Below are 19,653 nucleotides of genomic sequence, written 5' to 3' on the forward strand. Positions count from 1 at the left end.
TTATCGGGTGCGGTAGAAATCGAAGACCACGTCGAGGATGCGATCCTGTTCGGCTTCGGTCATGTCGTGGTAAAGCGGCAGCCGGACGAGCCGGTCGGCGACCAGATCCGTCACCGCCATGCCGGACCCGCAGCGCCCGTAGCGCTGGCCGGCCGGCGAACTGTGCAGCGGCACGTAGTGGAACACCGCGTTCACGCCCACCGCGCGGATCTGCTGCAGCAGCTCGGTGCGTTCGGCGAGGTCGCGTGCGAGGAAATAGAACATGTGGCCGTTGCCGCGCTCGGCGAGCGAAATCGCGGGCAGCTCGATCAGCCCGTCCGCGTGCAGCGGCTGCAGCGCGTCCTGGTAGCGCTGCACGGTCGCGCGCCGCTGCGCGGTGATCACGTCCGCGTGCTCGAACTGCGCGTACAGGAACGCCGCGATCAGCTCGCCCGGCAGGAACGACGAGCCGACGTCGACCCAGGTGTACTTGTCCACCTGTCCGCGGAAGTACTGACTGCGGTTGGTGCCCTTCTCGCGGATGATCTCCGCGCGCTCGACGAGGCGCGGGTCGTTGACCAGCAGCGCGCCGCCTTCGCCCGAGATCACGTTCTTGGTCTCGTGGAAGCTGAGGCACGCGAGGTGGCCGAGGCTGCCGAGCGGCTTGTCGTTCCACGTCGACTGCAGCGCCTGGGCGGCGTCCTCGATCACCCACAGGTCGTGGTCCGCCGCGAGTTGCCCGATCACGTCCATGTCGCATGCGACGCCCGCGTAGTGCACCGGCACGATCGCGCGCGTGCGCCGGGTGATCGCGGCGGCGATCTGCGTCTCGTCGAGGTTCAGCGTGTCGCGGCGGATGTCGACGAACACCGGCGTCGCGCCGCGCAGCACGAACGCGTTGGCGGTCGACACGAACGTGTAGGACGGCATGATCACTTCGTCGCCGGGCTGCACGTCGGCGAGGATCGCGGCCATCTCGAGCGCTGCCGTGCACGAGTGCGTGAGCAGCGCGCGCTGGCAGCCGATGCGCGCTTCCAGCCAGCGGTGGCAGAGCTTCGTGAACGCCTGGTCGCCGGCGAGGCCGCCCTGCTCGACCGCTTTCGCGATGTAGTAGAGCTCCTTGCCGACCACGAACGGGCGGCCGAACGGAATGCTGTCGAGATTGGGTGGGCCGAACATGGTCAGGCTCCGCGTCAAGGGGTGGGACGTTCGGCCGCGCGGTTCGCGCGCGGCGCCGCTCAGATGTCCTTGCGGACGAGAATCGTGAATTCGTACAGGCCGTAGTCGTGCAGCAGCGCGACGTGGCGCGAATAGCGGCGCTTGCAGCGATCGAACAGCGCGCACGGGTCCGCGTAATACAGGAGGTCCGGGCGCATGAACGGCGGATCGGAATACGACGTCAGGCAGTTGAACGCGAAGCCCAGGCGGCTCGTCGCGTGCAGCGTGTCGAGCGTCGCGTGGATGTAGTCGAGCCACGCGTCGTCGCCGTGACCGCGCCTCACGTTGAAGATGCCGGATGCGATCCCGTAGTCCGACGCGGCCTGCGGCTCCGCGCCGACATGAAACGCCACGTTCGCGTCGTCGCGGTAGCGCTGTCGCGCGGCGTCGACCATGTCGGACGAGATGTCGTAGCCCGCATACGCGAAGCCGTCGGGCAGCGCGCGCGCCTTCAGGAAATCGACCAGCGCGCCGTAGCCGCAGCCGATGTCGTTCACCGAGTGGCCGCCGGACGCGGGCAGGATTTTCGTCAGTTGCTCGAAGCGCAGGAACTGGCCGGTTTCGCCGTTCCAGTCGACGCCGCGCGCGGTCGCGCCGTGCTCCGCCAGCCGCGCGCTGTAGTACGCGGCCACATCTTCCAGCAGGCTCGCATGCCGGGATTCGCTCATGGACATCACCTCAGTCTTTCGAGGTCAGCGCGTACCGGCGCGCTTCGGGACCGCAGTTGAACAGCACGTCGAGCACCGTCACGCCGTGGACGAAGTCGCCCCACTGCTGCGGATACTCGGGATAGGCCGGATAGTCGAACCAGCTCACCGCGACGCCGGCATCGGCGAACAGGTTCTCGTCGAGGTAGCTGCGCGCGGCCGGGCCGGACAGGTACTCGGTCGCGCCCGCCTGCACGCACAGGTTCAGCAGCTTCTCGGTGCGGTCGCCGTGCAGCGCATAGTCCGACGTCGACGACACGCGCGTGCCGATCTCCAGCTGCCGGAGAACCCACGTCAGCATCGCGACATTCAGCTCGCTCAGCATCCCGTAGGTGCGACCGGTGTAGAGCGCTTCGAGCTCGTCCGCATAGCGCGCGAAGTGCGGCGCGCGCGCGTAGTTCTGCTGCAGGGCCTTCCAGTGCAGCTGTGCCCAGTCGGCGCCGTCGATCTCGGTTTCGCGGATCGACTGGTGATACTTGCCCTTCACCTTCACCGGCACGCTCAGCCATTGCACGCCCTGCGGCGTCTTGATCTGGTTGCGGTTGCGCCAGTCGCGGCGCGTGTACTGCGCGTCGTCGTAGAGGATGAACTCGTCGCTGGCGGCGATCAGGTCGAAGTAGCCCTTCCACGGAATGTAGTTGGACTGGACGATCGCCACCCGCTTCGCGTCACGGTTCATGGTCGCACCGCTCATGCCGGAATGTGGCCGTACCGGTACATGTCGACGAGCTCGGGCGGAATGCCCCAGTCCGTCGCGCCCAGCTTGTCGTGCAGCGCCTCCAGGTCCGCGCGTATCGCGTTCTGCAGCTGCTCGACCATGCGGTTGCGCGCCGGCACGAAGTCGTGCTGGTACGCGGCATTGATCTGGTGACGTACCGTCTTCGCGATCGCGGCCTCGCGCGTCATGTTGCGGATCAGCGGGCGTTCGGGCGCGAGTTCCGCATAGCGCGGATCGATCGGCTCGCCGCGCATCGCCGCGACGAGATCGCGGCACAGCACCGGCGACAGGTGGAAGCCGTCGCGCTTGGTGCCGCCGAGAATCCACAGGTCGCGCACGCTGGTTTCGCCGAACAGCGGATACAGGTCGGACGTCGTCGGCCGCCAGCCGACGTTGACGTTGAGCAGGTTCGCGCGCGAGAAGCGGGTGTTGATCTGGTCCATCGCGGACTTGAGCAGCGTGTACGCGCTGCCGGCGTGGCCGTGGTCGTGCGGCACCGGGCTGATGTAGTTGCTGGCGCCGACGAGGGTCCGGTCAGGCCCGTGCGGCGCCGAATACACGCCGCACGCGAGGCCGCGGTTGGTCGTGCGCACGCAGTGCGTGTGCACGTTCTCCTTGCTCTGCAGTTCGATCGACATGCCGATGCCGTAGAACATCCGCTGCACCGGCAGCTCGGGCAGGCTTGCCTGCAGCACGCGCGTCACGTTGGCGCCGTTGCAGAGGATGAAGCGGTCCGCGCCGAGCACGCTGCCATCGGACAGGCGTGCCCCGGTGACGCGTCCGGCCGCGGTGTCGAGCCGCTCGACCTCGGCGTCGATGAAGCGCACGTTGCCGGCTTGCGCGACCGACTGGGTCAGCGCGTCGAGAAACTGTTTCGGATTGACCCAGCCTTCGCGCTTCAGGAAGACCGCCTTCAGCGCGCGATAGCGCGGGTCCGGATGATAGTTCGGGATGCCTGACGGATCGACCGCCTCGCAGGGCTCCTCGAATTCGCGGCAGAACCGCTGCATGGCCGCGAAGTTCTCGTCGTCGAGCGCGTCGGTCGCGGCATTGTTCAGCACGAAGGTGCCGAAGCCGTACGCGATCGCGCGCTCCGGCGTGCAGATTTCAGCGAATACGGCGGGCCAGGCCGCCGTCGCGCCGCGGCTCAGCTCGAACTTGAAGCGGTCGATCGGCGTGCCGAGCGAATCGCCTTCCAGTTCGGTAAACGAATTGAGCATCGCCGCCGCAGCGCGCGTGGCCGAGCCGGGCCGATGCGCGTGGCCGACGATCACGAGCTCGACGCCCGGGTCGGCCTGCTGCCATGCGCGGGCCGTCATCAGGCCGAGAATGCCGTTGCCGAGGATTGCGATCTTCATTTGCGTGCGCCCCCGCCTTCGGGGAATGACAGGTAGCAGAGCGACGGATAGGCCGCGGCCTTGTGGATCTGGTGCGGACGGTTGCCGAGCAGGTCGCGCAGGTAATGGATGCCTTCCGCGGGCAGCTGGCCGCCGCGGGTGAGCTGCCAGAACGCGACGATGCCGCCGGGCACCAGCCGCTCCATCACCGCGTCGAACGCGTGCCGGGTCGGCTCGATCACGTTCAGGTCGAACCACGCAAGCGCGACCATCTCGCCGGGATGCGCTTCGCCGAACGCCGCCAGCGTGTCGCGGCAGTCGCCTTCCCACACGTGGTGCTTGTCATGCACGTGCCCCATCGCGTTGCTGCGCTCGTGCAGGTTCAGCAGTTTGCGCAGCAAGTCGGCGTACTCGCCGGACAGCGAGTACGTGCCGTCGGAGAACAGCTTGCGGTCGCGCGTGTCGTGCTCGGCGAAGCCCGTGTAGCCCGTGAACGTATCGAAAGCGTGAATGCGGCGCTGGAAGTTCAGCGGCTCGAGAATCGCGCGGAAGTTCTCGCACAGCACGGCGGTCTGCCCGCGCCACGTGCCGAGATCGAGGATCGCGCCCGGCAGCGGCACGATTTTTTGATAGATTTCGAAGGTCGCGAGAATGCGTGCGAGGAGCGAGCCGCGCACGAACAGGCCGAGCGACCGTTCCAGTTCCTCGCGCGTCGCGGGGTAGGTCTGCATCAGGTCGAACAGTTCGCGGCGCGCCGCGAGCTGATCGCCATCTGCGTTGGTGATGATCGCTGATTCGTGCATACACAGGGCTCCAGGCACAAAGGGTGTGACCGGACGAGCGCGCGTCGGCGCGGTGGCATCGGAATGCGCAACCGTCCGAGCGTCGCAGGTCGGGCATCTTTCTGCGATCAAGTCTAGCGAGCGCCGCCAGGATCGAATGTCGGATTAGCGGGTGGTTTCACCCCGCATTTCGATGGATTCGCGGGCATCCGGCGCGAATTCCGGGCGCCCGCGGGTGCGGCTCGCAGTAGCGGGAATAGCGACCAATTCCAGCACCTGCTCGCCAGATTGGAACGCGGCGTGCGCGGGGAGAATTCGGACACGTCGGAGACCGTCGGTGCGTGCGTCCGCGGGCGAAGGCGTGCGCCGACGCGGCGGCGCCGGCCGCGATTCGAATCCCGTATTGGCTACCAGGACGACTTAGCTCATGATGCCCACCTCCCCCGCCGCCGCCACGATCGAACAGGCGCTGGCGCACCATCAGGCCGACCGGCTGGAAGAGGCCGAGACGCTGTACCGGCGGATCCTCGACACCGATCCCCGGCACGCGGACGCGCTTCACCTCCTCGGCCTGATCGGCCATCAGTACGGGCGCTATCAGGAGGCATCCGACCTGATCATGGCGGCGATCGAGGTCAAGCCGGACGCGATCTATTACTACAACCTCGGCAACGTGATGCAGGCGGACAACCGTCACGCCGCCGCCGCCGAGTGCTTCCGTCTCGCCATCGAGCTGCGACCCGACTACGTCGATGCGTACAACAACGTCGGCAACGCACTGCGGCTCGCCGGCGACGCCCGCGCGGCCGTCGATGCGTTCTGCCAGGCCATCGCGCTGAAGCCGGACAACGGCCAGGCCTACAACAACCTTGCGAATGCGCTGTTCGACCTGAACGAGATTCCGGCCGCGCTCGAGGCTTACCGGCACGCGGTCGCGCTGCGCCCCGAACTGCCGGAGCCGCGCAGCAACCTGCTGTTCGCGAGCCACTGCAGCGAAGCGTTCGACCACGACGCCTATCTCGCCGAGGCCGCGCGCTACGACGAAGTCGTCACGCGGTGCGCGACGCCGTGGACGAACTGGCTCGTCGACCTGACCGCCCGCGCCGGGCGGCCGCTCAAGGTCGGCATCGTGTCGGGCGACCTGAAGGCGCATCCGGTCGGCTATTTCATCGAGAGCATGCTGAAGCACCTCGACGCGAACCGGATCGAGATGCATGCGTACCCGACGCGCGACCTCGAGGACGACGTGACCGCCCGCATCAAGCCGGCCTTCGCGACGTGGACCTGCATTGCCGGCCTGAGCGACGAAGCGGCGGCCGCGCGTATCCGCGCGGACCGCATCGACGTGCTGCTCGACGCGGCGGGCCACACGGTCTACAACCGCCTGCCGTTGTTCGCGTGGAAGCCCGCGCCGCTGCAGGCGAGCTGGCCCGGTTATTTCGCGAGCACCGGCGTGCGCGCGATCGACTACGTGATCGGCGACCGTCACGTGCTGCCGCCCGCCGAGGCCGCGCATTTCACCGAGCGGCCGTGGCATCTGCCGGACAGCTATCTTTGCTTCACGCCGCCGGCCGAGCCTGTCGACGTCGGCGCGCTGCCGATGCTCGCGAGCGGCCATCCGACCTTCGGCTATTTCGGCAAGCTCGCGAAGATCACCGATCACGTCGTCGCGGTCTGGTCGCGCGTGCTGCAATCGGTCGCGGGCGCGAAGCTGTTCGTGAAGGCGGAGCATCTCGACGATCCTCACCAGCAGCAGGCGCTTGCCACGCGCTTCGCGGCGCACGGCATCGACGCGCAGCGCCTGATCCTCGAAGGCCGCTCGCTGCGCGCCGAATACCTGGCCGCGTACCGGCGCGTCGACCTGATGCTGAGCCCGTTCCCGTATCCGGGCGGCACGACGACCGCCGAAGCGTTGTGGATGGGCGTGCCCGTGCTGTGCCGGCGCGGCGAGCGCTTCCTGTCGCACATCCCCGAGAGCCTGCTGCATGCGGCGCGGCTGCCCGAGTGGATCGCGGACGACGACGACGCGTACGTCGCGAAGGCCGTCGCGCAGGTCGGCCAGCCCGCCGGGCTGGCGGCGCTGCGCACGACGCTGCGCGAGCAGGTGCTCGCATCGCCGCTGTGCGACGCGCCCCGCTTCGCGCGCCACTTCGAGGACGCACTGCACGGCATGTGGGCGCAGCACGTCGAAGCCGCGCCGGTCGCATCCGTGTGAGGCCGCTCACGACGTGACGTGCGTGGGTATTCCGACGCCGGCGGCAAGCGGAACATGGCGCCCCTCGCGCTGAACACCGCGCCGGCCGACGTGATCGTCGTTCCGACCGGTGGCGCGTGCGCGACACCGTCGTCGGGATGGCATGCGATGGGATGGCGGCGCTGGCCGTGACGATGGGTCACGGCGGCAGGCTGATCGACTTCGGACGCGAACCGCATCCGTAATTAGCAGGGCAAACGAGATGGACGGAACAGGACAGGCATTGCAGGCGGCGCTCGCGCATCATCAGGCGGGGCATCTCGCGGAAGCGAAGACGCTGTACGACGCGATCCTCACCGCGCAGCCGGGCCAGCCGGACGCGCTGCATTTCCTCGGGCTGCTCGCGTGCCAGCTGAAGCAGTACGACGCGGGGCTTGCGCTGATGGAGCATTCGCTCGTCGAGCGGCCGGACGCGTCGTACTTCAACAACCTGGGCAACATGCTTCGCGAAAGCGGCCGGCTCGACGACGCGATCGCGCGCTACCGGCGCGCGGTGGCGCTGCGGCCGGACTACCCGGAGGCGCACAACAACCTCGGCAATGCATTGCGCGACGCGCGCGAGCCGACGGCTGCGATGGAGAGCTGCGCGCGCGCGATCGAGCTGCGACCCGGTTACGCGCAGGCGTACAACAACCTCGGCAACGCGCTGCAGGATCTGGGCGACCTCGACGGCGCCGCCACGCATTACGTCCGCGCGATCGAGCTGGACGCATCGATGGCGATGGCCCACGCGAACCTGAGCGCCGTGCGTCACAAGCAGCTGCGCTGCGCGGAGGCGCTCACGCATGCGCTGGACGCGATCCGGCTCGCGCCGAACCTCGCCGAAGCGCACAACCACGCGGGCAACGCGTATCACGGACTGGACCGGCTCGACGCGGCCGAGGCCAGCCATCGCACGGCCGTCACGCTCAATCCGGCGGACGCCGGCGCGTGTCACAACCTGTCCGTCGTGCTGCTGAAGCTGCAGCGGCTCGACGAGGCGCTCGTGTATTGCAGGCAGGCGTTGCAGGCCGGCCCGCCGGCCGTGTTGATGCACGTCAATCTCGGCGACATCCTGCGCGCGCAGGGCAACGTCGATGCCGCGGTCCACGCGTATCGCGAGGCGCTCGCGCTGGTGCGCGACGCCGCCGACGACGTCGCGGCGACCGTGCTGAACCGGCTGCTGTTCAGCGCGGCGGCGTCCGCGTGCGTGAACCCCGCCGACTACCTGGCCGACGCGAGGCGCTACGGCCGGCACCTGGCCGCGCGTTCGACGCGCCATGCGCACGATCCGCGCGAGCGGGCCGTGCGCGCACAAGGGCGGCCGCTGCGTGTCGGCTTCGTGTCCGGCGACCTGCGCCTGCACCCGGTCGGCATCTTTCTGGAAAGCGTGCTTGCGCACCTCGAGCGCACGCGCATCGACCTGCGCGTGTACGTGACCACGGACGAGGAGGACGCGATCACCGCGAAACTGAAGCCGCACGCGAACGGCTGGCGCTCCATCGCCGCGCTGGGTCCGGAGGCGGCCGCGCGGATGATTCTCGACGACGAAATCGACGTCCTCGTCGACCTCGCGGGCCATACGCAGTCGAGCGGGCTTCCCGTGTTCGGCTGGAAACCCGCGCCGGTGCAGGCGAGCTGGCTCGGCTTCTTCGCGTCGACCGGCTGCGACGCGATCGACTACTTCATCGGCGACCGCTACACGCTGCCGGACGCCGAAGCGCATCACTTCGTCGAGAAGCCGTGGCGGCTGCCGGACAGCTTCCTGTGCTTCACGCCGCCGGCCTGCGACGTCGAGGTCGGCCCGCTGCCGATGGCGGCGAGCGGCCATCCGACGTTCGGTTGCTTCGGCCAGCTCGTGAAGATCGGCGACGACGTCGTGCGCGCATGGTCGCGCATCCTGCACGCGCTGCCGGACGCGCGGCTGCTGCTCAAGGCGCACGAGCTCGGCCGCGAGGGCGTGTGCGACGCGACCGCCGCGCGCTTCGCGCGGCATGGCATCGACGCGGACCGGCTGATCCTCGAGGGCGGTTCGCCGCGCGCGGAATACTTCGGCGCATACAACCGCATCGACGTCGCGCTGAGCCCGTTCCCGTACCCGGGCGGCACGACCACGGCCGAAGCGCTGTGGATGGGCGTACCGGTGCTCGGGATGAAGGGCAGCCGGTTCGTCACGCACATCTGCGAAAGCGTGCTGCACGCGGCGGGCATGGGCGAATGGGTCGCTGACGGCGAGGACACCTATGTCGCGAAGGCGATCGCGGCGGTGCGCGATCGCGAGCAGCTTGCGGCGCTGCGCGCCGGCCTGCGCGCGCAGCTGCTCGCATCGCCGCTGTGCGACGCGCGCCGGTTCGCCGCGCATCTCGAAGCGGCGTTCCTCGCCATGTGGCAACGGTATACAAACTCGGAGCAGGAAGCATGAACGATATCCACGACACGCTGCAGTCCGCGCTTGCGCATCATCAGGCGGGGCGTCTCGCGGAAGCGAAGACACTGTACGACGCGATCCTCACCGCGCAGCCGGGCCAGCCGGATGCGCTGCATTTCCTCGGGCTGCTCGCGTGCCAGCTGAAGCAGTACGACGCAGGGCTCGCGCTGATGGAGCAATCGCTCGTCGAGCGGCCGGACGCGTCGTACTTCAACAACCTGGGCAACATGCTGCGCGAAAGCGGCCGGCTCGACGACGCGATCGCGCGCTACCGGCGCGCGGTGGCGCTGCGGCCGGACTACCCGGAGGCGCACAACAACCTCGGCAATGCATTGCGCGACGCGCGCGAGCCGGCGGCTGCGATGGAGAGCTGCGCGCGCGCGATCGAACTGCGGCCCGGTTACGCGCAGGCGTACAACAACCTCGGCAACGCGCTGCAGGATCTGGGCGAGCACGAAGCGGCGGCCGCGAGCTACGCGAAGGCGGTCGCGCACCAGCCGCAATACGCGGATGCGTACTGCAATCTCGGCAACGCACTGCATGCGCAGGAGAAATTCGACGACGCTGCGGATGCCTATCGTCGCGCCATCGCGCTGCAACCGGGCTTCCGCGTCGCGCACCAGGGGTTGAGCGCGACGCTGCGCGCGGCAGGTGATCTGCGGGGTGCGGTCGACCATGCGCGCGAGGGGCTCGATCCGGGCGACGCGCACGCGCACTGCGTACTGGCAAGGCTGCTGCAGCGCATCGGCGATTTCGACAAGGCGCTCGAACTGCTCGAGCAGGCGGTCGCGATCGACCCCGCGTATGCACAGGCATGGGCGTGGCTCGGCGATTTGCGCAACCAGCAGGGCGAATACGGGCAGGCGGTGCAGGTGTGCCGGCGTGCGATCGAGCTCGATCCCGAACTGGCCGACGCATACAACTTCCTTGGCTTCGCGTATCACAACCTCAACTTGCTGGCCGCCGCGGAGTTGAGCCACCGGCATGCGATCGACCTGAACCCGGACGATGCCGACGCGCATCACAACCTCGCCGCCGCGCTGTTTCGGCTCGAGAAGCTCGACGAGGCGATGAAGCACACCGAGATCGCGCGGGCGCTCGGCATCGATCCGCTGAAGGTCCAGATGACGCTCGGCGACATCCTGTGGGCGAAAGGGGATCTCGCCGGCGCGCTGGATGCGTTCCGCTCGGCGATCCGGCACGACCTGCATCGCGCGTACTCGCGGATGCTGTTCAACATGTCGAGTTCGCCCGCGTTCGAACCGCAGGAGTGGGTCGCTGAAGCGCGCCGCTACGGCGAACATCTCGAGCGCGACGCGCATCCGTTCGAGCACGATCGCGCGCAGCGTGTCGCGCAGGCGCAGGGGCGGCCGCTGCGCGTCGGCTTCGTGTCGGGCGACCTGCGGCAGCACCCGGTCGGCATCTTCCTTGAAAGCGTGCTCGCGCGGATCGACCGGTCGCGCATCGAGCCGCATGCGTATGTGACGTTCGTCGGCGAGGACGACGTGACCACGCGGCTCAGGCCGAACTTCGCGAGCTGGAAGAAGGTGGTCAGCCTGGGCCGCGAGGAGGCCGCGCAACTGATTCGCGACGACGGCATCGACATCCTGATCGATATGGCAGGACACACCAACTGGAGCGGCCTGCCGATCTTCGGGCACAAGCCCGCGCCGGTGCAGGCGAGCTGGCTCGGTTTCTTCGCGACGACCGGTTGCCGCGCGATCGACTATTTCATCGGCGATGCGCATACGCTGCCGGCCGACGAGGCGCATCACTTCACCGAACGGCCGTGGCGGCTGCCGGACAGCTACCTGTGCTTCACGCCGCCTCCGTACGATATCGCGGTCGGCCCGCTGCCGATGGCGGCTCATGGCGGCGTCACGTTCGGCTGCTTCGGCAAGCTGATCAAGATCAGCGACGCGGTCGTCGCGCTGTGGTCGCGCATCCTGCACGCGCTGCCGGACGCACGCCTCCTGCTGAAGGCCCATGAACTCGGCGCCGGCGACGTGAACCAGGCGACGCTCGACCGCTTTGCACGGCATGGCATCGGCCCGGATCGGCTGATCCTCGAGGGCGGCTCGCCGCGTGCGGAGTATTTCGCCGCGTATAACCGCATCGACATCGCGCTGAGCCCGTTCCCGTACCCGGGCGGCACGACCACCGCCGAAGCGCTGTGGATGGGCGTGCCGGTGCTCGGGATGAAGGGCAGCCGCTTCGTCACGCACATTTGCGAGAGCCTGCTGCACGCGGCGGGCATGGGAGAATGGATCGCGGAAGACGAGGCGGCGTACCTCGCGAAGGCCGTTGCGTTCGCGCGCGACCGCGACGGGCTGGCGACGCTGCGTGCAACGCTGCGCGAGCGCGCGCTGGCGTCGCCGCTGTGCGATGCGTCGCGCTTCGCACGCAACCTCGAGGACGCGCTGCACGGCATGTGGGCCAGCTACGCGGCCGGCGACACGGCGCCCCGGGACGCGTGACGAGCGGGATCGCGCCGCGGCTGGAAGCCGCGCTCGCGCATCGTCGGGCCGGCCGCCCGAGCATGATCGACGCGGCCGTCGAGCGGGCGACGCGGGCGTAGCCGGCGCGATCCGGCTCGCGCTCCCGCCTCCAGGCGAAAAAAAAAGCCGCATTGAAGCGGCTCGACGGTACGGCGACAACGGACCGCTCGACTGGCGGCGTCTTTTAATTCGAAATTTTATTCGAAATGCACGGCGGGCAAGACGCCCGGCCGGTCACAGCATGCCGGCCTTCTGGTACTGGCTCGCGGCCTTGATCCGCTCCTGCGACTGCGCGAATTCCGCAGCCAGGCGGTCACGGTCCGTCTGCGCATGCTCGGTGATCGACGCGTCGATCGCCATGATCTGCCGCACGCGGTCCAGTGCCTCTGGCGTCTGCTCGCCGGACAGGTTCATCAGCAGTGGCGAGCGTTCGTCGACGAGGGCCGCGACGCGCACCCAGTCGCGTGCGTCGGCCGCCGACTGCATGGCGCGGGTCAGGTCGAAGGCGCGGGACAGGGTGTCGTTCGTCATGGTCAGTTCCGTTCGGTGCGGTTGCGACTTACTTGTTGGTGGCCATCGCGCCGGCGCTGTTCTGGCCGCCGAACAGCTGGGTCAGGTAGCGGGTGTTGTTCGCCATCTGCGCCATCAGCGTGTTCAGCGCGGTGAACTGCGCGGTGTATTGCGTGGTCAGCTGGCTCGAGTAGGTCTGCAGCTGCGTGGCCTGATTCTGCACGCTCGTCAGGTCGGCATTGATCGCGGTAGTGCGCTGGTCGATCAGGCCGGACGTCTGCGTGTACGTGTTGATGTTCGCATTGAGCGCCTGGGCGATGCCGTTCGTCTGGTTGAAGATCGCCGCCACCGCGGAACCGTTCGACTTGAGCGCGGTGGTCAGCGCGGCGGTGTCGACCGACATCGCGCCGGTCGAGTCCACGTTGATGCCGATGCTGCCGAGCGCATAGGTCGTGCCGCCCGTCGTGACGCCGCTGCTGAGCGTTGTCGCGAGCGTGTTCCTGATCGTGTTCATCATCGCGTCGCCGAGCAGCGGGCCGGCGGTCTTCGCGGTCGGGTCGTAGCTCGTCAGCGACTTCGCGGTATTCACGAAGTTGGTATACGCGGTCGCGAAATTGGTGATCGCGGTCGTCGCCGCTGCCGTGTCCTGCGACAGCGTGACGGTTTGCGTCGTGCCGACGGCGGCCTGCGACAGCGCCAGCGTGACGCCCGTCAGCGCGCCCGACACGTTGTTCGACGCGCTCGACACCGGCGTGCCGTCGATCGTCAGCTTCGCGTCGGCGGCCGGCGTGACCGTCGAGTAGCCCGACGTCAGTTTCGAATTGACGCCCGTGCCCGAGATCGAGATCGTGTTGGCCGCGCCGGTGGCGTTCGACTGCATCACGAGATGCTGGCCGTCCGAACCGGTGATGACCGACGCGGTGACGCCGGCATTGCCGGATGCGGAATTGATCGACGACGCGATGTCGGACAGCGATGCGCCGGCCGCCACGTTGACGTTGAATGCGGGGTTGCTGCCGAACGTAATGCTCAGCGAGCCGGCCGAGATCGTGTCCGCCGACGTCACGCCGGCCGACGACAGCTTGTTGGCGGTCGCGAGCTGCGTGACATTGACCGAATACGAACCGGCCACCGCGCCGCTGCCGCTCGTGACCGTCGTCGCGATGCCGGTACCGCTTGCCGTCGCGGCCAGGCTGCCGAGCGTGGTGCCGTTCGAGAGGCCGGTGAGCGCGGTCTGCAGCGCGGACAGCGCACCCTTCAACTGGCCGATCGCGGACAGCTGCGTATTGTCGTTCGTCTGGCGGGTCTGCAGGGTCTGCAATTGCCCGGCCGTCTTCGCGTTCACCAGCGTCGTGACGAGCGTATTGACGTCGAGCGACGAATTGGTCGCGCCGCTGATGATCGACTGTCCGGCCTGCGACAGGAGGGTAGTGATGTCCGTGCTGCTGACGGGGGTCGTGGTGGCCATGCCGTTGCTCCGGTCGTCCGCGCTATCAACGTGCGCGATGCGGCGGGGCGCCGCGGTTCAATGCAAAGAGGGAGGCGTGCCTCCCTGGAAAATTCTGGTCCGGGCGGTTTCGGCGGAATCGCGATGCGTTGCATGGCGACGCCGCCGGGCCCGGAGGCGGGCGGGCGCGTGGCCCGCCGCGGGTGCTGCTCGATTAGCCGAGGAGCTTCAGGACTTGCTGCGGCAGCGAGTTCGCTTGCGCCAGAACCGAGATACCAGCTTGTTGCAGCACTTGCGCCTTGCTCAGGTTCGCCGTTTCCGTCGCGAAGTCCGCGTCGGTGATCTGCGAGCGAGCGGCGGTCATGTTGGTTGCCTGGGTTTGCGTCGTCGAGATCGCAGCCTGGAACGTGTTCTGTGCTGCGCCCAGCGTTGCCTGGAACGTGTTGACTTGCTTCAGTGCCGCGTCGATCGCCGTGATCGCCGATTGCGCGCCCGACTGGGTGGCGACGCTCAGGGTGTTCACGCTCATGCCCGTGCTGTTCCAGTTCGCCGTGCCGAAGTCGACGGTAACGACCTGGTTCGCTGCTGCGCCGATCTGGAACGTGACGCTGCCCGTGCCGCCCAGGATGGTCTGGCTGTTGAACGTCGTTTGCGATGCGACACGGTCGATTTCGCCGAGACGCGTCGACACTTCAGCTTGCAGGTTCGCGCGAGCGCTCGAATCCAGCGAGCCGTCGCCGGCTTGTTGCGCCAGCGTACGGATACGCTGCAGGTTGTCGACGGTCGATTGCAGCGCGCCGTTGGCGGTCTGGATCATCGAGATGCCGTTGTTCGCGTTTGCAACACCTTGCGTCAGCGCGTTGATTGCCGCCGTTTGCGACGTCGAGATCGCCAGGCCTGCTGCATCGTCAGCAGCGGTGTTGATGCGCTTGCCCGAAGACAGGCGGTTGATCGCTTGCGACAGTGCGCTTTGCGAGCCCGACAGATTCGTCTGCGTCGTCAGCGAAAGGATGTTGGTGTTGATGTTCAGCATTTGCTTCCTCGTTTTGGAAAATGCCTGGGATACAGACAGGTTCTGATATCGGCGTTGCGCTTTATCGCGACTGGCGCTGCCCGCCTTTCCTGGTTGACGGCGGCACCCGGCGAAAACTTTAGAGGGATGTTTGGGTAAATTCGGGACGGAAGGATGGCGGTCGGCCGAAAGGCACGCCCGGCTTGGCCGGCCGGGCCGCGGGCAGGCGCGGCACCCGGCCCCGTTCGACGAGGCGATCGGCCGTGCCACGCGGAGCGACGAACCGGAAGATGCAAAAGGATAGTTTTATCTGTGATTCTCTGCTATGATGGCGGGCTGAATTGAGATTTCTGTCAAGCCTCTGCCGTTTTCGGCACGTCTGCTGGCAGTCAAACGCGGCGCTGCACGCGGCTGTGAAGCGTACTCGCGGTGCTTTCCGCCTCTCTTTTCCGGCCTCCGAGGCCGTATTTCCGCTCGTTTCGCCTGTTTGTGGGGACGCTCGGATGGCCGGTGCGTGGCGCTTGGCCGCTACGTTTTTGACCGTTTAAGCAATTTAGGAACGACATGACGACGATTCTTCTGAAAGAAAACGAGCCGTTCGAAGTGGCGATTCGCCGCTTTCGCCGTGCTATCGAAAAAAATGGCCTGATCGCTGAACTGCGCGAACGCCAGTCCTACGAAAAGCCGACCGCAGTCCGCAAGCGCAAGAAGGCAGCAGCCGTCAAGCGCCTGCACAAGCGCCTGCGCAGCCAGATGCTGCCGAAGAAGCTCCACTAAGAGCGTCTTACGGTTCGCCGCGAAACGGCGGAGCGTGCTTCGAAAGAAGTCGCTCCGCCGTTTTGCTTTTGGGGGTCGGGAAAATCCCGGTGCCTGGGCGAGCGGGGCGCGCTACCGGGCGGGCACGCGACGTGGACGGACGCGAGGGCAGGCGAGGCTGACGGTCATGGCGAATGAATACCAACGGAACCAGGAATCATTTGCATGGGTATGGAATGTCACGCATCGTTTCAACACCCGTCGAACGCGCAACTGTTCCATGCCGCGCGCAGGGGCATCCGGCCTCGCTAGCGGCGGCCGGCCCGCTCGTGCGCGGCGCCTGACCTCGAATGCCCCGCATCCTGTCGAACCGGGGCCGCTCGCCGTCAGCCCGCCTTGCGCCGGCGTGCGGGCTGCTTGCCGCCGAGCGCCGCGCATTGCGCGTGGCACGGGCAGCCAGCTTCGTGATCGTTGACCATGCCGGTGGCCTGCATCAGCGCATAGCAGATCGTCGAACCGACGAACTTGCAGCCATACGCCTTCAACGCCTTGCTGAGCGCGTCGGACTGCTCGGTCGACGCGGGCGCGTCGCGGTACGACTGCCACGCGTTCTGGACCGGCGCATCGCCGACGAACGACCACAGGAACGCGGCGAGCGACCCGTGCTCTTCGCGGATGCGCTGCACGGCGCGCGCATTGGTGACCGCCGATTCGACCTTCGCGCGGTTGCGCACGATGCCGGGATTCTCCAGCAGCTTCTCGATGCGTTTCGGCGTGAAGCGCGCGACGGCATCGACGTCGAAATCCGCAAAGGCTTCACGGTAGCCCGCGCGCTTGTTCAGGATCGTCGACCACGACAGCCCGGCCTGCGCGCCTTCCAGGATCAGCATTTCGAACAGGTGGCGATCGTCGTGCGACGGCACGCCCCACTCGGTATCGTGATAGTGAGCATCCGCTTCCGTCTTCACCCAGTTGCACCGCTGCGACATCGCTTGCCTCGCTTTTCGTATCGATTCGATCGCGTCAGCATAGCGGAAGCCCTTTTCACGGAACAGCCGGCCGAACGGCAGATGGGCGCGCGGCGCCGATCCGGTTAAGCTTGGCGCCTGTTCGAATCAGCGGGATGAAGGCATGGCGGCATTACTTTTGCGATCGGCATCGACGGAGGCGGCACGGGCACGCGCGCGGTGCTGGCCGACCGGCACGGGCGCGAGCTCGCGCAGGGGCGCGGCGGCCCGTCGGGGCTCGGGCTCGGCATCGAGCGCGCGTGGGCGTCGATCGGCGCGGCCTGCGCGGATGCCTTCACACGGGCCGGTTATGCACTCGACTGGTCGCAGTGCGCACTCGGCTGCGGGCTCGCGGGCGTCAACAATGCGGCGTGGCTGGCCGCGTTCCGCGCGCAGGCGCCGCTCGGCGCGCTCGCGGTCGAGAGCGACGCGTAGTACGACCGTCGTCGGCGCACACGGCGGCGCGCCGGGGCTGATCGTCGCGCTCGGCACCGGCAGTATCGCGGCGGCGCTCGATGCGGCCGGCGCGTGCCGGATCGCGGGCGGCTTCGGCTTCCCGTCCGGCGACGAGGCGAGCGGCGCATGGCTCGGCGTGCGCGCGCTCGCGTATGCACAGCAGGCGCTCGACGGCCGCGTGCCGCGCGACGCGTTCGCCAACGCGCTGCTCGCGGAAACGGGCGCGCAGGATCGCGACGCGCTCGTCCAGTGGTCGTGCGATGCGAACCAGACGATCTACGCGCGGCTGGCGCCGGTCGTGTTCGCGCATCGTACGCATCCGGTCGCGGGCGCGCTGATCGCGCAGGCGGGCGACGAGATCGGCAAGATGATCGATGCGCTCGATCCGCAGCAGGCGCTGCCGGTGGCGCTGTGCGGCGGATTGGCGGACGCCCTCGCACCGGCCGTGCCGGCGCGCCATGCCGCCCGGCTGCGCGCGCCGCTCGACGATTCCGCGCACGGCGCGCTGCGGCTCGCGCTGCAGGCGCTGCGGGCGGAGGAGGGGAGCTGACGGCGTTTCGACGCCGGAGGAAAGCACGCCGCAACCGCGCCGCTCGCGGCGATCGACCGCGAACCGTCCGGCGGGCAACCGGGCACGACGTTAAAATGGCCGTTCCGCAGAGCCCTGAGCGCCACGCTTCCGTCCCATGTACAAAGTCATCGCCACCGATCTCGACGGTACCCTGCTGAACAGCGACCACCAGCTCGATCCGTACACGATCGACACCGTCCGCCGGCTCGAGCGCGACGGCCTGCAGTTCGTGATCGCCACCGGGCGCCATTACGCGGACGTCGCCGGCATTCGCGACGTGCTCGGCATCCGGCCGTACCTGATCACGTCGAACGGCGCGCGCGTGCATGCGCCGGACGACACGACGATCCACGCGCAGGACATCGATCCGGCAATCGTCCGCGGCCTCGTGCAGCCCGATGTCGTCGGCGCGCACGGCCGCGTGATCGTCAACCTGTTCACCGACCAGGGCTGGCTGATCGACCGCGAGGCGCCGCACCTGCTCGAATTCCACCAGGATTCGGGCTTCCGCTACGACGTGATCGACATGCCCGCGCACGACGGCGCGGATATCGCGAAGGTGCTGTACATCGGCGATCCGGCCGATCTGGCGGTCGTCGCCGAGCAGATGCGCGTGCGCTTCGGCGATGCGCTGTACGTCACGTACTCGCTGCCCGACTGCCTCGAAGTGATGACCGCGAACGTGTCGAAGGGCCGCGCGCTGCGCTCGGTGCTGGCCCGGCTCGGCGTCGACACCGGCCACTGCATCGCGTTCGGCGACAACATGAACGATATCGACCTGCTCGAAACCGCCGGCCACGCGTTCATGATGAACAACGCGAATCCCGACCTGGTCGCGCGGCTGCCGCACATCCCGCGGATCGGCAACAACTTCGACGCGGGCGTCGCCCGCCACCTGCGCACGCTGTTCTCGCTCGAAGACAACGTCGCCGCATCCTGAACGTCCTGCCCGGCGGAAATGAAAAACGGGCGCCAGTGGCGCCCGTCGAAATTACCTGCCTCGATCTTCTTTGACAGCGTGAGGCTCGCTGCTCTGCTCGCTTGACCCCGTAGTGTTTTATTCGCTTGTGCGAGCCGATGCCGGCAGCAGGTCGACGGCGTTGTCACGCCCAGCGACCAGCGGGTAGATGATCCCGGCGAGTGCCGCGCCGATGATCGGCGCCACCCAGAACAGCCAGAGCTGACCGATCGCATCGCCGCCCACGAACAGCGCGGGGCCGGTCGAGCGGGCCGGGTTCACCGACGTGTTGGTGACCGGAATCGAGATCAGGTGGATCAGCGTCAGGCACAGGCCGATCGCGATCGGCGCAAAGCCGGCCGGCGCGCGCTTGTCGGTGGCGCCCAGGATCACGAACAGGAAGAAGCCCGTCATCACGACTTCGCAAATGAACGCCGAACCGAGTGCGTAGTGGCCGGGCGAGCGCTCGCCGAAGCCGTTCGTCGCAAAGCCGCTGCCGACGACGTCGAAGCCCGGCTTGCCGGTCGCGATCAGGTACAGCACGAATGCGCCGAGCGTCGCGCCGACCACCTGCGCGACGATGTACGGCACGAGATCGCGTGCGGGGAAGCGGCCGGCGACCGTCAGGCCGACGCTCACCGCCGGATTCAGGTGGCAGCCGGAAATGTGGCCAATTGCGAATGCCATCGTCAGCACAGTCAGGCCGAAGGCAAGTGCGACGCCGGCAAAGCCGATGCCGAGGCCCGGAAAGGCGGCGGCCAGCACGGCGCTTCCGCACCCGCCGAGCACCAGCCAGAACGTGCCGAATACCTCTGCAGCGAGACGCTGAGAAAGATTCATGTAAGGACCTCGTTCAAGTGGATTGAAGACAACCGGACGACGCGACGGATTTAAACCGTCACCCGGAATTGGTCTGGATTATAGGAAATGAATCGGGTGGGGGAGGGTCAACGATTGTTAAATTTGAATGGCTGACGAATGCCTTTTATTAGAATAAGTCCGCATTCTCGATATAGCCGAATCGGTTAAAGATGGC

At 67.6% G+C, this 19,653-nt stretch carries 15 protein-coding genes and 1 pseudogene; 6 read left to right on the forward strand and 10 right to left on the reverse strand.

Annotated features, from left to right (window positions below; genetic code table 11):
• From rffA to LXE91_RS05780, 5 genes are read right to left on the reverse strand one after another with little or no spacing between them, the layout of a single operon-like run.
• Positions 1–1,158, reverse strand: a complete 1,158-nt coding sequence (gene rffA, locus LXE91_RS05760) for a dTDP-4-amino-4,6-dideoxygalactose transaminase (RefSeq protein WP_039351306.1) — start codon at positions 1,156–1,158, stop codon at positions 1–3.
• A gap of 59 nt (positions 1,159–1,217) precedes the next feature.
• A complete protein-coding gene (locus LXE91_RS05765; RefSeq protein ID WP_039352185.1) occupies positions 1,218–1,865 on the reverse strand; it encodes a class I SAM-dependent methyltransferase in 648 nt (215 codons plus the stop codon).
• A gap of 10 nt (positions 1,866–1,875) precedes the next feature.
• The gene (locus LXE91_RS05770) at positions 1,876–2,598 is read right to left on the reverse strand and encodes a WbqC family protein (protein ID WP_095145721.1); all 723 of its coding nucleotides are present in this window, start codon (positions 2,596–2,598) and stop codon (positions 1,876–1,878) included.
• The gene (locus LXE91_RS05775; RefSeq protein WP_039351302.1) at positions 2,595–3,980 is read right to left on the reverse strand and encodes an NAD(P)/FAD-dependent oxidoreductase; all 1,386 of its coding nucleotides are present in this window, start codon (positions 3,978–3,980) and stop codon (positions 2,595–2,597) included. Before LXE91_RS05775 ends, LXE91_RS05770 begins: the two co-directional genes overlap by 4 nt.
• Complete coding sequence (locus LXE91_RS05780) at positions 3,977–4,762, reverse strand: class I SAM-dependent methyltransferase (protein ID WP_039351301.1); 786 nt, start codon at positions 4,760–4,762, stop codon at positions 3,977–3,979. Before LXE91_RS05780 ends, LXE91_RS05775 begins: the two co-directional genes overlap by 4 nt.
• A 406-nt stretch (positions 4,763–5,168) precedes the next feature.
• Here LXE91_RS05780 and LXE91_RS05785 point away from each other — a divergent pair, with 406 nt between their 5' ends.
• The 3 genes from LXE91_RS05785 (at position 5,169) to LXE91_RS05795 (ending at position 11,879) form a co-directional block, all read left to right on the forward strand.
• Positions 5,169–6,956, forward strand: coding sequence for an O-linked N-acetylglucosamine transferase, SPINDLY family protein (locus tag LXE91_RS05785; protein WP_039351299.1), 1,788 nt, complete (start codon positions 5,169–5,171; stop codon positions 6,954–6,956).
• Between the two features lie 241 nt (positions 6,957–7,197).
• On the forward strand, positions 7,198–9,396 hold the full coding sequence (locus tag LXE91_RS05790) for a tetratricopeptide repeat protein (protein WP_039351296.1): 2,199 nt from the start codon (positions 7,198–7,200) through the stop codon (positions 9,394–9,396).
• Complete coding sequence (locus tag LXE91_RS05795) at positions 9,393–11,879, forward strand: tetratricopeptide repeat protein (RefSeq protein WP_039346850.1); 2,487 nt, start codon at positions 9,393–9,395, stop codon at positions 11,877–11,879. The genes LXE91_RS05790 and LXE91_RS05795 overlap by 4 nt, the downstream gene beginning before the upstream one ends.
• A 255-nt stretch (positions 11,880–12,134) precedes the next feature.
• On the opposite strand, the gene LXE91_RS05800 is transcribed toward LXE91_RS05795, so the two are convergent.
• The 3 genes from LXE91_RS05800 to LXE91_RS05810 form a co-directional block, all read right to left on the reverse strand.
• Positions 12,135–12,431 (reverse strand): flagellar protein FliT, encoded by a 297-nt coding sequence (locus tag LXE91_RS05800; RefSeq protein WP_039346848.1) that lies wholly within the window; start codon positions 12,429–12,431, stop codon positions 12,135–12,137.
• A 28-nt stretch (positions 12,432–12,459) separates the two neighbouring features.
• Positions 12,460–13,878 carry a flagellar filament capping protein FliD gene (gene fliD, locus LXE91_RS05805; RefSeq protein WP_039346847.1) on the reverse strand — a complete coding sequence of 473 codons (1,419 nt, stop codon included), beginning with the start codon at positions 13,876–13,878 and terminating at the stop codon, positions 12,460–12,462.
• A gap of 193 nt (positions 13,879–14,071) precedes the next feature.
• Positions 14,072–14,890, reverse strand: a complete 819-nt coding sequence (locus tag LXE91_RS05810; protein WP_039346846.1) for a flagellin domain-containing protein — start codon at positions 14,888–14,890, stop codon at positions 14,072–14,074.
• Positions 14,891–15,433: 543 nt separating this feature from the next.
• On the opposite strand from LXE91_RS05810, the gene rpsU reads away from it, so the two are divergent.
• Positions 15,434–15,646, forward strand: coding sequence for a 30S ribosomal protein S21 (gene rpsU / locus LXE91_RS05815; protein WP_006401410.1), 213 nt, complete (start codon positions 15,434–15,436; stop codon positions 15,644–15,646).
• A 365-nt stretch (positions 15,647–16,011) separates the two neighbouring features.
• Here the strand turns inward: rpsU and LXE91_RS05820 are convergent, their stop codons facing one another.
• A complete protein-coding gene (locus LXE91_RS05820; RefSeq protein WP_039346845.1) occupies positions 16,012–16,614 on the reverse strand; it encodes a DNA-3-methyladenine glycosylase I in 603 nt (200 codons plus the stop codon).
• A gap of 150 nt (positions 16,615–16,764) precedes the next feature.
• Here LXE91_RS05820 and LXE91_RS05825 point away from each other — a divergent pair.
• Positions 16,765–17,638 (forward strand): annotated as a pseudogene (locus LXE91_RS05825) (glucosamine kinase nucleotide-binding domain-containing protein).
• A 136-nt stretch (positions 17,639–17,774) separates the two neighbouring features.
• Complete coding sequence (locus LXE91_RS05830; protein ID WP_039346841.1) at positions 17,775–18,599, forward strand: Cof-type HAD-IIB family hydrolase; 825 nt, start codon at positions 17,775–17,777, stop codon at positions 18,597–18,599.
• Between the two features lie 117 nt (positions 18,600–18,716).
• Here LXE91_RS05830 and aqpZ read toward each other — a convergent pair whose 3' ends face one another.
• A complete protein-coding gene (gene aqpZ / locus LXE91_RS05835) occupies positions 18,717–19,457 on the reverse strand; it encodes an aquaporin Z (protein ID WP_039346839.1) in 741 nt (246 codons plus the stop codon).
• Between the last annotated feature and the right edge of the window lie 196 nt (positions 19,458–19,653).

It is taken from the genome of Burkholderia contaminans, from assembly GCF_029633825.1.
Taxonomy (GTDB): Bacteria; Pseudomonadota; Gammaproteobacteria; order Burkholderiales; family Burkholderiaceae; genus Burkholderia; species Burkholderia contaminans.

Coding starts and splice junctions, on each gene's coding strand:
- LXE91_RS05775 (WP_039351302.1), bottom strand. CDS start 3,980: ATGAAGATCGCAATCCTCGGCAACGGCATTCTCGGCCTGATGACGGCC.
- LXE91_RS05770 (WP_095145721.1), bottom strand. CDS start 2,598: ATGAGCGGTGCGACCATGAACCGTGACGCGAAGCGGGTGGCGATCGTC.
- aqpZ (WP_039346839.1), bottom strand. CDS start 19,457: ATGAATCTTTCTCAGCGTCTCGCTGCAGAGGTATTCGGCACGTTCTGG.
- LXE91_RS05790 (WP_039351296.1), top strand. CDS start 7,198: ATGGACGGAACAGGACAGGCATTGCAGGCGGCGCTCGCGCATCATCAG.
- LXE91_RS05820 (WP_039346845.1), bottom strand. CDS start 16,614: ATGTCGCAGCGGTGCAACTGGGTGAAGACGGAAGCGGATGCTCACTAT.
- fliD (WP_039346847.1), bottom strand. CDS start 13,878: ATGGCCACCACGACCCCCGTCAGCAGCACGGACATCACTACCCTCCTG.
- LXE91_RS05785 (WP_039351299.1), top strand. CDS start 5,169: ATGATGCCCACCTCCCCCGCCGCCGCCACGATCGAACAGGCGCTGGCG.
- LXE91_RS05780 (WP_039351301.1), bottom strand. CDS start 4,762: ATGCACGAATCAGCGATCATCACCAACGCAGATGGCGATCAGCTCGCG.
- LXE91_RS05800 (WP_039346848.1), bottom strand. CDS start 12,431: ATGACGAACGACACCCTGTCCCGCGCCTTCGACCTGACCCGCGCCATG.
- LXE91_RS05795 (WP_039346850.1), top strand. CDS start 9,393: ATGAACGATATCCACGACACGCTGCAGTCCGCGCTTGCGCATCATCAG.
- LXE91_RS05765 (WP_039352185.1), bottom strand. CDS start 1,865: ATGAGCGAATCCCGGCATGCGAGCCTGCTGGAAGATGTGGCCGCGTAC.
- LXE91_RS05810 (WP_039346846.1), bottom strand. CDS start 14,890: ATGCTGAACATCAACACCAACATCCTTTCGCTGACGACGCAGACGAAT.
- LXE91_RS05830 (WP_039346841.1), top strand. CDS start 17,775: ATGTACAAAGTCATCGCCACCGATCTCGACGGTACCCTGCTGAACAGC.
- rffA (WP_039351306.1), bottom strand. CDS start 1,158: ATGTTCGGCCCACCCAATCTCGACAGCATTCCGTTCGGCCGCCCGTTC.
- rpsU (WP_006401410.1), top strand. CDS start 15,434: ATGACGACGATTCTTCTGAAAGAAAACGAGCCGTTCGAAGTGGCGATT.